At 31.0% G+C, this 12,601-nt stretch carries 9 protein-coding genes; all 9 read left to right on the top strand.

Annotated features, from left to right (window positions below):
• Positions 1 to 31: 31 nt before the first annotated feature.
• The 9 genes from proC (at position 32) to CKL_RS13355 (ending at position 12,459) form a co-directional block, all read left to right on the top strand.
• Entirely contained in the window at positions 32 to 883 is an 852-nt protein-coding gene (proC, locus tag CKL_RS13395) for a pyrroline-5-carboxylate reductase (protein WP_012103079.1), read from the top strand.
• A 48-nt stretch (positions 884 to 931) separates the two neighbouring features.
• Positions 932 to 1,750, top strand: a complete 819-nt coding sequence (gene proB / locus CKL_RS13390; protein ID WP_012103078.1) for a glutamate 5-kinase — start codon at positions 932 to 934, stop codon at positions 1,748 to 1,750.
• A 56-nt stretch (positions 1,751 to 1,806) separates the two neighbouring features.
• Positions 1,807 to 3,063, top strand: coding sequence for a glutamate-5-semialdehyde dehydrogenase (locus tag CKL_RS13385; RefSeq protein WP_012103077.1), 1,257 nt, complete (start codon positions 1,807 to 1,809; stop codon positions 3,061 to 3,063).
• A gap of 200 nt (positions 3,064 to 3,263) precedes the next feature.
• On the top strand, positions 3,264 to 4,292 hold the full coding sequence (gene ltaE / locus CKL_RS13380) for a low-specificity L-threonine aldolase (RefSeq protein ID WP_012103076.1): 1,029 nt from the start codon (positions 3,264 to 3,266) through the stop codon (positions 4,290 to 4,292).
• 237 nt (positions 4,293 to 4,529) lie between these two features.
• The gene (locus CKL_RS13375; RefSeq protein ID WP_012103075.1) at positions 4,530 to 6,536 is read left to right on the top strand and encodes a methyl-accepting chemotaxis protein; all 2,007 of its coding nucleotides are present in this window, start codon (positions 4,530 to 4,532) and stop codon (positions 6,534 to 6,536) included.
• A gap of 395 nt (positions 6,537 to 6,931) precedes the next feature.
• On the top strand, positions 6,932 to 8,950 hold the full coding sequence (locus CKL_RS13370) for a penicillin-binding transpeptidase domain-containing protein (RefSeq protein ID WP_012103074.1): 2,019 nt from the start codon (positions 6,932 to 6,934) through the stop codon (positions 8,948 to 8,950).
• Positions 8,951 to 8,967: 17 nt separating this feature from the next.
• Positions 8,968 to 9,618, top strand: coding sequence for a cysteine hydrolase family protein (locus CKL_RS13365; RefSeq protein ID WP_012103073.1), 651 nt, complete (start codon positions 8,968 to 8,970; stop codon positions 9,616 to 9,618).
• Between the two features lie 234 nt (positions 9,619 to 9,852).
• Complete coding sequence (locus CKL_RS13360; protein WP_012103072.1) at positions 9,853 to 10,296, top strand: MarR family winged helix-turn-helix transcriptional regulator; 444 nt, start codon at positions 9,853 to 9,855, stop codon at positions 10,294 to 10,296.
• A 42-nt stretch (positions 10,297 to 10,338) separates the two neighbouring features.
• Positions 10,339 to 12,459 carry a cell wall-binding repeat-containing protein gene (locus CKL_RS13355; protein ID WP_012103071.1) on the top strand — a complete coding sequence of 707 codons (2,121 nt, stop codon included), beginning with the start codon at positions 10,339 to 10,341 and terminating at the stop codon, positions 12,457 to 12,459.
• Positions 12,460 to 12,601 lie beyond the last annotated feature (142 nt).

Genomic DNA, 12,601 nt, shown 5'->3' with positions numbered 1-12,601 from the left:
TTGAAATTTTATGGTATTTAGGAGGATAAATATGGGTAAGTTAGGTAAAAAGATTGGATTTATTGGCACAGGACAAATGGGAGAAGCTATACTCAAGGGACTTTTAACAACGGAATTATTTGAACCGGATGATATTTATGTTATGGATGTTTTAGATTCCAGACTTCAATATTTGAAAGAAAATTTTGGAATAGCTCATTTAAGTAGTGATAGAAGTACAGCCTATAATTATATAGTTGATAATTGTGATATTGTGGTTTTAAGTATTAAGCCTCAGGTTCTAAAAGATGTCGTGGAATGTATAAAGAGTTGTAATTGGGATAAAGAAAAACATACGGTAATTTCAATTATAGGAGGCATAAATACTTCACTTATAGAAAAGCATTTACCTGAAATACCAGTGGTTAGAGTTATGCCAAACACTCCTATGTTAGTTAATATAGGCGCTTCAGGAGTAGCACCAGGAAAAAATGCGTCTAAAGAACATGCTAAATTGGTATATGGTATGTTTGAAGCCTTGGGAGTAAGCTATTTAGTGGAGGAAAAATATATTGATTCCATAACAGCTATAAGTGGATGTGGACCTGCTTATGTGTATATGATGATTGAAGCTATGGCAGATGGGGGGGTAGAACTTGGACTTCCACGTGAAATGGCTCAAACTTTAGCAGCACAGACAGTTATGGGAGGAGCTAAGATGATATTAGATACAGGTGAACATCCAGGTAAATTAAAGGATAAGGTGTGTTCTCCTGGAGGTTCCACTATTGCAGGGGTAAGGGCATTGGAACGGGGTGCTTTTAGAGGAACTATTATGAATGCTATTGAAGCAGGAAAAGTTCGCATGGAGGAAGTCGGAAAAAAGGAAGAAAATAATAAATAATTTTTAAAAATCATATATAAAAGTTATAATGTTTATAGGAGATTCAAAATGAGCATAGAGGAAAAGATAGATAATAGAGAAGAGTGTTTATTAAATGCAAAAAAAATTGTAATAAAGGTAGGCACATCTACACTTATAAATGAAGATGGAGTTGTAGATTTTCACAGAATAAAGAATATTGTAGAGGAAATATGTTATTTGCAAAATCAGGGAAAAAATATGGTTTTAGTGACTTCTGGGGCTATTGGAGTGGGAGTTTTAAAAATGGGTCTTGAAAGAAAACCTAAGAATATTTGTGAGAAGCAGGCTGCTGCAGCTATTGGTCAGGGAATACTTCTTAGAATATATGAAAAGGAATTTGCAGTATATGAAAAAATAATTGCCCAGCTCCTTCTTACTAAAAATGATCTAGAGGATAGAGATAAGTGCATTCATGCTCAAAATACTTTTAATGAGCTTTTAAGGAGGGAAGTAATACCTATCATAAATGAAAATGATGCAGTGGCAGTAGAAGAAATAAAATTTGGAGATAATGATACATTATCTGCTTTAATTGCAAAAACTATAGGAGCAGATTTACTTATACTGCTTTCAGATATTGATGGACTTTATAGTTCTGACCCTAGAATAGATGAAAATGCCAATATGATAAGTTATGTGGATACTATTACAGAGGATATTGAAGGCTGCGGCAGTGATTCTATGGGGGACTTGGGGACTGGCGGTATGTGTACAAAAATTAAAGCTGCAAAGATAGCTTTATCTTCAGGTGTATCTATGGTTATAGCAAATGGGTCTAAGGATAATATTATAAAGGACATAGTATCCTGTAAAAAGGTAGGAACTCTCTTTGCTGCAAGTAAATGATATATGGAAAAGGAAAGGAGGTTTAGTAGAAACCTGTTGTTTCTACTAAAAAATGAATGGATATATATGATTGTATTTTAGAAAAAGCTAAAAATGCTAACAGGGCAGCAAGAACGCTATCAAATATGAGTACAGATATAAAAAATGCGGCTCTTATAAAAATGGCAGAAGAACTTAATAAAAATAAGGATGACATTTTAAAGGCCAATATGTTGGATTTAGAAGATGCTAAGAGCAGTGGAAAAAATGATGCTTTCATAGATAGACTTACCTTAAATGAAAATAGGATAGAATCTATGGCTTCAGGACTTATGAAAGTTGCTTCTCTTCCTGATCCTATAGGCGAGGTTACAAGAATGTGGAAAAAATCCAATGAATTAAATATTGGAAGAGTGCGAGTACCTCTTGGAACTATAGGTATAATTTACGAGGCTAGACCAAATGTTACAGTGGATGCAGCGGCACTATGTGTTAAAAGCGGTAATTCAGTTATATTAAAAGGAGGAAAAGAAGCTATTAATTCTAATTTGGCTATATATAATGCAATAAATAAGGGGGCCATTGAAGCGGGACTTCCTGCAGGAACCATAGAATTTATTAATATGACTGAAAGAAAAGCAGTAGAAGTATTGATGAAATTAAACGAATATGTAGATGTTTTAATACCAAGAGGGGGAAGTGGACTTATAAAGTCTGTTGTAGAGAACTCTACTGTACCTGTAATTGAAACGGGAATAGGAAATTGTCATGTTTATGTAGATAGCAGTGCAGATTTAACTATGGCGGAAAATATAGTGATAAATGCAAAGACACAGAGACCTGGAGTTTGTAATGCTATGGAAACGTTGCTTGTCCACGAAGCTGTAGCAGAAAAACTCATACCCCATCTAACTGAAACTTTAAGTAAGATGGGTGTTGAAATAAGAGGATGTTTAAAAACTAAAAGACTTATTCCAGATATAAGGCTTGCTACTGCAGAAGATTATGCACAGGAATTTTTAGATTTAATCCTAGCTGTGAAAGTAGTTAGTTCTTTGGATGAAGCTTTAGATCATATTTATAAGTATGGAACAAAACATTCAGAAGCTATAATAACTAATGATTATACTTCATCTCAGAGATTTTTAAGAGAAGTTGATGCAGCAGCAGTATATGTAAATGCATCTACCAGATTTACAGATGGTGAAGAATTTGGCTTTGGCGCAGAAATAGGAATAAGCACTCAAAAGCTTCATGCCAGAGGACCTATGGGATTAAATGAATTGACTACTATAAAGTATATAGTATATGGAGAAGGACAGATAAGAGAGTAAATTACAATATTTATAAAATTAGACTTCCAAGACAGTTTTTCTGTCTGGAAGTTTAATTTATATTTGTTTTGTATAATTTCAACCTAAACCAGTAATATATTAACAGATAATCTATGATATGATGGTGTATGGTGTATTATTATATTTAAATAATTTGTTTTATCCGAAGTAAATACATAATTAAATATGGAGGTATGTTTATGTGGTTTATAGAACTTAGGAGTGATACAGCAACAGAGCCTACTCAAGCTATGAGAGATGCTATGTATAAGGCAGAAGTGGGAGATGACGTATATGGAGATGATCCTACTGTGGTGGAATTGGAAAAATATGCGGCAAAACTTATGGGGAAAGAGGCGGCACTATTTGTACCAAGTGGTACCTTCGGAAATCAACTGGCGTTGTTTACTCATTGCAGGAGAGGAACAGAAGTAATACTTGGAGAGGATAGCCATATTGTGGTTCACGAAGTGGGTGCTCCAGCTGTTATAGCAGGAGTGCAGCTTAGAACATTGAAGACTAAAGGCGGTGAAATGGATATTTATGAAGTAAGAGACGCAATACGATGTAAAGAAGATATACATTATCCTGAGACAAGCCTTATATGTATGGAAAATGCCTATTCTGATGGAAGAGTACTTTCACTAAAAAATATGAATGAAGTTTTTAATGAAGCAAAAAAATATAATTTACCAGTACATCTTGACGGTGCCAGAATATTTAATGCAGCAGCATATTTAGAAGTAGATGTAAAGGATATAACTAAATATTGTGATTCAGTTATGTTCTGTCTATCTAAAGGATTATGTGCTCCAGTGGGCTCTATATTAGCAGGCTCCAAATATTTTATTCAAAGGGCTAAAAAAGGAAGAAAGCTTATGGGTGGAGGAATGAGACAAGCAGGATTTTTAGCTGCAGCTGGTATTGTAGCATTAAAGCATATGTCTGGGAGATTAAGAGAAGATTATGAAAATGCATTATTCTTAGGAAAAGAACTTTCAAAAATACCAGGCATTAAGGTTAATTTAGAAGATATACATATAAATATGGTTTTTTTTGATATGTCTGAAACAGGATATGATAGTAGTAAGCTAGTGGAGGAATTTTATAAAAAAGGAATTAAAATAAATCCTGAAGAAAATGGGAAAATGAGATTTGTAACCAATTACTGGGTAAGTAAAGAAGATATACCCTATGTGGTAAAAACCTTAAAAGAAATAATTTTATGATATAAAAGGCTGTAAATTTTTACGGCCTTTTAATATTTTTATGAAAGTTAGTTTAAATTTGATTTTTTAAGCTGAATTTTTAACTGAAATTTAATGAAAAGTTGCTTTTGGTAAATATCTTTTTTGATATGATGATCTTAAATTTAAAACCTTATGTAAAACTACATACAGAACTGATTACGCCAGAAATTATATTAAAATTTTTGACAATATCAATTTACTTTGAGGAGGGAAAATATGGATAATAAAGGGAGCATCTTAAAATCCGCCATAGGTATGAAGCTTATTCTTATACTTATAGTTTTAACTGTAATACCAATTACACTTCTTGGCTTAATCTCATATCAAAAGGCCCAAAATATAATGGCAAAGAGATTTCAAGTAACTACAGAACAAACTATTTCAGAGGTAAATAGAGGTATGGATAAATACTTTGATAAATTTAAAGAAGAATTAGATATATTATCTGTCAATGTGGATCTTACAGAACTGCATATAAATCCAGGAAATGAACCTTTCTTAAATAGTTTACTTAAGGATTTCGAAGAAAATAATGACGATAATAGATTTATTTATTATGGTACCAGCACTAAACGTATGTATGAATGGCCCTATGAGGAATTAGGAAAAGAATATGATCCCACAGTAAGACCTTGGTATAAAGAGGCTGTGAAAAATAAAGGTAATATTGTGGTAACTAACTTTTATAAGGATGCTGCAACTAATACGTCTATTGTAACTATTGCAAAAACTGTGGAATACAACGGAGAAATAGTTGGAGTTATTGCAATGGATATAGATATGGATAAATTAGCTGAACAGCTTTCTAATATAAAACTTGGTAAAGAAGGCTATGTATTTATTGTAGATAAAGAAGGAATTATTCTTACTCATCCAGATAAAACCAAAATCAATAAAGATGATGCCAGAAAAATGAGTTATTGGAAAAATGTAAGTGCTAACGATAAAGGATTTAATGATTATATTTATAATGGACAAAAAAAATATAATGTTTTTGTAACAAACAAAGCAAGTGGATGGAAAATACTTGGGGCAATACAACAGGATGAGCTTAAAAATGATATAGATATAATTAGAAATGCAATAATTATTTTTGGAGTTATATCAGGCATAGTTTCCATTATTATCGCACTCTTATTAAGTAAATGGATAAGCAATAATATAATTGTTTTGAGAAATGCCTTTAAAAAGGCTGCATCTGGAGATTTAACATCAAAAATAAGTAATAAATCTAAAGATGAATTTGGGCAACTTGCAAATGGATTTAACGGTATGATTGATGAAATTTCCATGCTTGTTAATAAATTAAAAGAATCTGCATCTGTCATTGAAAGGACTTCAGAGTCAATCATAACAAGCAGTGGACAGACAAGTCAAGCTGTTAATGAAGTTGCAACGGCAATAGATGGAGTATCGGTAGGAGCAGTGACGCAAAGTAGGGACATTGAAAATGCAGTATGTGAAATTGAAAGCTTAGGTACGGAAATATATAATGTAGTTAAAGTGATGCAGAATATAGAAGAAGATTCAAAAAACGCAAAGGATATCAGCAGCGAAGGTCTCAACACTTTAGAAGTATTGATGGATAAATCAAATAATGTTAGAAAAACGACCCTTCAGGTATCAGATATAGTAACTGATATGAGTAATTATATATCAAAAATAGAGATAATAACCAAAACAATTAATGGTATTGCAGAGCAAACAAATCTACTGGCACTTAATGCGGCTATTGAGGCAGCTAGAGCTGGGGAATCTGGTAGAGGTTTTGCAGTTGTAGCAGATGAGGTTAGAAAGCTTGCTGAACAATCCTCAAAATCTACTGAAGAAATTAAAGTGTTGATAGAAAATATAAGTTTAATAACAAATACTGCAGTGAAATCAATGCAAGGTACAACTGATATAGTTAATGAACAAAATAGAGCAGCTGAAGATACTAAAAACATTTTTAATAACATAATAACTACTGTACAGGAACTAACGAATAGAATAGATGTTATAAACAGTTTAATAAATAAAACCAATAAAAGTAAAGATAGGATAATTGGAACAATGCAGAGTATATCTACAGTTTCAGAAGAATCAGCTTCAAGCACAGAACAGGTGTCGGCTTCTACTGAAGAAATAACTGCAGTAATGGGTGAATTTACTGGCTATGCAAATAACCTTAATGAATTATCCTTAAAATTTAAAAATGATATTGATAGGTTTATAGTGAATTAAAGGAAAATATAACTAAATAAATTTTCATATTTAAGTAGAAGTTTATATTAGTTGTTTAGTCAACTGATAAAGTTGAACTTGTAAAAAGTGGCTCTACCAATTGAGGTGGTGGGCTACCTTTTTATTTTATCCATAATTTTTTGACAAACCACTTATTTAGTGATTTTTGTATAATTTTAACCTAAACTAGTAATATATCAACGGAAAATTTATAATATGATGGTTTATGGTGTATTATTATATTTAAATAATTTATTTTATCCTAATATTTTATTTAAAGAGCTAGAAAAAGAAGAAAGTTTATGGGTGGAATAATTTTATAAAAAAGGAATTAAAATAAATCCTTGAGAAAATGAAGAAATGACACTTTAAATATTGATGCGAGGTATTGTTTTATGAAAGGTAAATTTTTATGGATAACACTTATAATATTTATAATATTGGTTATGTTTAATATTTCATTATATAGTAAAGAGAAAATGGTAACGAAGGGTATAAATGCATATATAAAAGCCTGGGAAAAAAGTGATTATAAACTGATGTATAGTAAAATAGATAAGGAAAGTAAAGATGATATTAAAGATGAGGATTTTATAAATCGATATAGTAATATTTATAATGGAATAGGAGTAAAGAACATAGATGTAAGCATTGATACAAGTGAGAATATAAAGTATGAAGATGGAAATGCTCTGGTTCCGATTAAGGTGAATATGGATACAATTGCAGGAAAATTAAATTTTGCAAATACTATAACTTTAGAGAAAGAAAACAGCAGTGGAAAAACTGATTGGAAAGTAGTATGGAGTGCCAAAGCCATATTTCCAGATTTAAGTCAGGGGGATAAGGTTAGAATAGATACGGTGGAAGGAAAAAGAGGTAGTATTAAAGACAGAAATGACAATATTATAGCAGAAGATGGATATGTGTCACAAGTTGGCATTGTTCCAGGAGACCTTGGAGAAAACGGAGAAACTTCTAAAAAAGACATAGCAGGTATTTTAGGAATTTCAGAGGAGGATATAAATAAAAAGTTATCAGCTTCTTATGTAAGGTCTTATATGTTTGTACCTATAAAAGTTATACCAGCAGATGATGAAAGGTTAAATATACTTAAAGAAATTCCGGGGATATCCATAACGGATAAAAAGGCAAGAATATATCCATTGAAAAATGCGGCAGCTCATTTATCAGGATATGTACAGACTGTAACTGAAGAGGATATAAAAGCAAATAAAAATTATAATTTAGGAGATGTAATAGGGAAAACTGGCCTGGAAAAGATATATGAAAGTACTTTAAGGGCACAAAACGGCTATGAAATTTATATTGTAGATAAAAACAATAATAAGAAAAAGGTACTCATTAAACGTGAGGTACATAATGGGAAAGATATTAAACTTACCATAGATTCTAAAATTCAGAGTTTACTTTATGATAAATTAAAAAATGATGCAGCTATGGCGGTGAGTATGAACCCTAAGACTGGTGAAGTTCTGTCTCTTGTAAGCACTCCTTCTTTTGATCCTAATGATTTTGTAATGGGAATGTCTGAAGATATGTGGAATAGTTTAAATGGGGACAGCAGGCGACCTTTTTATAATCGATTTCAAAGCAATGTGGTGCCAGGCTCTGTTTTTAAACCTGTAACCGCAGCTATAGCTTTAAAAAGTAAAAAATTGGATTCTAAAGTATCCAAAAATATTACAGGGCTTAAATGGCAAAAAGACAGCAGCTGGGGATCATATTATGTTACTAGGGTTAAGGATTATGGCCAGCCAAGTAATCTTTTAAATGCCCTTATCTATTCTGATAATATATATTTTGCACAAACTGCACTTGATATTGGAAAGGATATTATGGAAACTGAACTTAAAAATTTTGGGCTTGGAGAAAAGATGCCTTTTGAATATGGTCTGTCAAAATCACAGTTATCATCAGACGGAAATATACAGAATAATATACAATTGGCAGATAGCGGATATGGTCAAGGAGAAATATTGCTAAATCCTGTACATCTTATGGCCATTTATGATTCTTTTGTAAATGAAGGAAGCATTGTAAAGCCATATCTTTTATATAGAAGTGATGAGAAAGTAGATATATGGAAGAAAAATGTATATTCAAAAGAAGTGGCAGATATTATTTTGAAGGGTTTGATACAGGTAGTTTCAAATCCCTCTGGAACTGGACATGAAGCATATATATCTGGAGTAACTTTAGCGGGCAAAACAGGTACTGCGGAGATAAAAAATTCACAGCAAGATAACACGGGTACGGAAGTGGGATGGTTTGCTGCAGTAGATGTAGACAATCCAGATTTTCTTGTGGTGGCCATGGTGGAAAATGCTAAGGATAAAGGTGGAAGCCATTATGTAGTCCCAATAGTAAAAGAAGTTTTTCAGGAAAAATAAATGGAGGGAATAGAAATATGTTAGATGTTAAAAAAATATTGGAAATGGAAAAAGAAGTTAAAGGGAAAAATTTAGATTTAAAAGATCTTAAAAAGGAAAATACTGCATTAGTGATAGTAGATATGGTTAATGGTTTTGTACATGAAGGACTTTTAGCTTCACCTAGAATTAAAAACATAATAAAAAATATAGCTGATTTAAATAATAACACTTTAGGATATAAAAAAGTATTTTTTTTAGATGAACATGGAGAGGATTCGGTAGAATATAAAACTCACGGAATTCACTGTAGAAAGGGAACAACAGAATGCGAACTTATACCAGAATTAAAGGAGAATTTAAAAGATTATAACAACATAGCCATGATACCCAAAAATAGTACTAATGGTTTTCATGCGCCTCTATTTAAGAATTGGTTGAGTGAAAATGAAAGTACCATTGAAAATTATATAGTAGTGGGCTGTGAGTCAGATATTTGTGTGATAAATTTTGTAATTACATTAAAAACTTATTTTAATGAGAAAAATATGGATAAAAGAATAATAATTCCTGCAAATTCTGTGGAGACCTATGATTTAGAGAGTCATGACGGAGAGCTAATGAAGATCATATCCTTATACAATATGCAGATGAATGGTATGGAGATAGTAGACAGCATAATTATTTAATAAATTTAATTTAAGTAAACAATAAGCCTATTGGCCTTTCACCTGACTTATTGTTTATTATAAGTGAATAATTGTAAACAAAATTTTAAATTTTATTGTTAAATATGTGGAAGAAGATAGCCAATAATGGTATAATTATTATACTGTAGAAAGAACTTAATTACTAATTATTGAATTTTAGTTAATAAAGTTCTAATATTTAATCATATGATTTTGCTTTGAAAGGAACTGCTTATGGATAGAGAAAAAGAGTATAAAATTATAACGGATTTTACAGTGATAGTAAAACTTATGAAAAAGAAGTTATTTTGTATGAACAGAGAAAATATTTCAAATTTAGGAATATCATCTCTTATTATATTAAATGAGGTTGAAAAGGATGTACCTAAGACTTTAAAGGAAATAACTGAAAAGTCAGGATTACCTAATAGTACAGCCTCTGTAATTATAGATAAGCTATCCCAAAAGGGTTTTGTACATAGAAAGAGAGATATAAATGATAGAAGAAAAATATTAATATATTTAACAGAAGAAGGACGTAGATTGCTGGATAATTTAAACAATAAGGGATTATCCTATTGTATACAGATATTGAAATCTGCCAGTGACGAAGAAATAGACATAATTTCAAGAGGGTTGAGGATTTTAAAAGAAATAATGGAAAAAGATATTGTTTAGAGATGCTGTGAACTCTATTAAAACAATAAAGGGGGATACTCAGTGAATATAAGAAAGATTGGGTGTTTGCTTTTAGCTATTTTATGTTTAAACTTCGGGATTTTAAATCAGGCTGAAGCTGCAATTACACCAGAACGTATAGGTGGTTTTACCAGATATGACACTTCTGTTTTAATCTGCAAAAATGGGTGGCAGGAAAGTTCAGATTATGCAGTGGTAGTTAGTGGACAAGATTTCCAGGATGCATTGTGTGCGGTGCCTCTTGCTAAAAAATATAATGCACCTATTTTATTAACTTCAAAAGATAAATTGGATAATCCCGTGCAGTGGATTAATTTAAATAAAGAACTTTATAGATTGAAGGTAAAAAAGATATTCTTAATAGGAGGAGAAAATTCCATATCCTCTGATATAGAGCATGAATTTATAGATAGGGGAATTGAAATTACAAGAATAGATGGAAAAGATAAATATGATACTTCCTTTAAAATAGCTGAAATAGTGGGCGTGGAAAATGGAATAGTAATGGTAAATGAAAAAAATTATTCAGATTCTATTACAATTTCCTCTATTGCGGCTTCTAAGGGAATGCCTCTAATATTAGTACCTAAGACCATTGACAGCGATTTCCAAAAAAACATTGAAAATATTAATAAATATATACCTAAAGTTTATGTAGTGGGAGACAGTAATTTAATAAGTGATGATATTATCAATAAATTTAATAATGTAGATAGAATTTTAGGAAAAGATGAATATGAGATAAGTGTAAATGTACTTGAAAAGTTTCAAAATGATATAAATTACGATACAGTTTATCTGGCAAATGAAGATGATTTATCAGACGGATTATTAGGTTCTGCCATGGCAGCTTTAACTTCATCTCCTATCATATTGATAAAAGATAGGTATGATAGCAGAATTCAAGATTACCTGAGAAATAAACTGGATTTAATAAGAAAAATAAATGTCTTAGGTGGACAAGGGGTTATAAGTGACTCCACTCTGGAAAGTATATTGCTCATATCTAAAAATGAAATTATAAATGATAGTATAGTAAATACTTCTATGAATGAAGGAGAAGTAAATTCTATAGGAAAGGGTATTGAACATTCAGATTATAACCAGCTAGATGAATCAACTAAAACAGTTCAGGAAGAAAGTAAATATATAATTTCACTTATAAATAATTCTAAAATAGACTTAAGTGCTAAGATTAGTGACCATGAAGAGAAAGCTTTAGGAAGTATGCAAAAAGATGTTACAATACAAGTTGCAGGTATGAATATACAGACTACGGGTTGGCTGGTTATAGATAATACAGGGATTAGGGAAGTTGTGAAGATACCGGATATATTAAGACCTTACCTTCCAAAAGAAGTTCAAGAAAAACAATATATAATTATGGATCCTTTAGCTATAATAAGTAATGGTGACAATAGCAGTTCGGATTTTAGAGATATGGCGAATTTTGAAGACAATTTCCAGCCTCAATTTGAAAGCTTTTTAAAAAAATATTCAGAAGGTTGGAATTCAGGATTTGATTTTATAACCTATAAAGGGTTAATGAGAATGGATACTGAAGAAGGACCAAAGTATGCTAAAACTTATAATTTAAAACTTACAGATGTTACTTTTAAATCAATATTGGACTATACCCAAAAAAATTTTATTCAGGATAAAGATTTTATAAGTTTTGTAAAACAATTATTAATTACATTTATAGACCTTTCTAAGGATGGAAATAAAGATTTACAAAAAAAACAGTTGGAGAATATCTTTGCTATTATGAGCTCACACCCGGAAACAGCTCTAAGCAATATGAAAAATTTTATGGATGCAGTAAAAAATGTAAATATAATTGGAGATAATGGGGTGGACATAACTTATAATATATGTGATGGATATATTGTAGGGGAAAATGGTACTGTAGATTTAAATACGAGCATTGGTAAAATTATATCAGTTATGAATAGCGTAAGTGAAAAGGGAGAAAAAATAACAGTAGACAATATAAAAAGTGCTTTGGATTTAGGATTTAACTTTAGTGTGGAAAGTTATAATAGAAACAAAAGTGTAGAAATAAATTTACCCGAAGTTACCAAAACTAATTCTATAGACTATAATGAAATTGTAAAGATCAACAATAATAAAAAGAAATAGTTAACAATTTCCATTGAATTTGGGAATCACTTCATTTGGAAATGCCTGAAAGAAAGGATGTGCAGCTCAATATTATAAACTTTATATTGAATGTATATCCTTTTTTATATAGTATTTCTGAAAAATAGTATATATCTTTTTT

This window comes from Clostridium kluyveri DSM 555 (assembly GCF_000016505.1).
Taxonomy (GTDB): Bacteria; Bacillota; Clostridia; order Clostridiales; family Clostridiaceae; genus Clostridium_B; species Clostridium_B kluyveri.
Note: the sequence above shows the minus strand (reverse complement) of the source record. Positions and strands in the feature narration are given on the sequence as shown.

Bases quoted from the DNA above. Each gene is read 5' to 3' on its own strand.
- CKL_RS13375 (WP_012103075.1), top strand. From the start codon at position 4,530: ATGGATAATAAAGGGAGCATCTTAAAATCCGCCATAGGTATGAAGCTT.
- CKL_RS13365 (WP_012103073.1), top strand. From the start codon at position 8,968: ATGTTAGATGTTAAAAAAATATTGGAAATGGAAAAAGAAGTTAAAGGG.
- CKL_RS13370 (WP_012103074.1), top strand. From the start codon at position 6,932: ATGAAAGGTAAATTTTTATGGATAACACTTATAATATTTATAATATTG.
- CKL_RS13385 (WP_012103077.1), top strand. From the start codon at position 1,807: ATGGATATATATGATTGTATTTTAGAAAAAGCTAAAAATGCTAACAGG.
- proC (WP_012103079.1), top strand. From the start codon at position 32: ATGGGTAAGTTAGGTAAAAAGATTGGATTTATTGGCACAGGACAAATG.
- CKL_RS13360 (WP_012103072.1), top strand. From the start codon at position 9,853: ATGGATAGAGAAAAAGAGTATAAAATTATAACGGATTTTACAGTGATA.
- ltaE (WP_012103076.1), top strand. From the start codon at position 3,264: ATGTGGTTTATAGAACTTAGGAGTGATACAGCAACAGAGCCTACTCAA.
- proB (WP_012103078.1), top strand. From the start codon at position 932: ATGAGCATAGAGGAAAAGATAGATAATAGAGAAGAGTGTTTATTAAAT.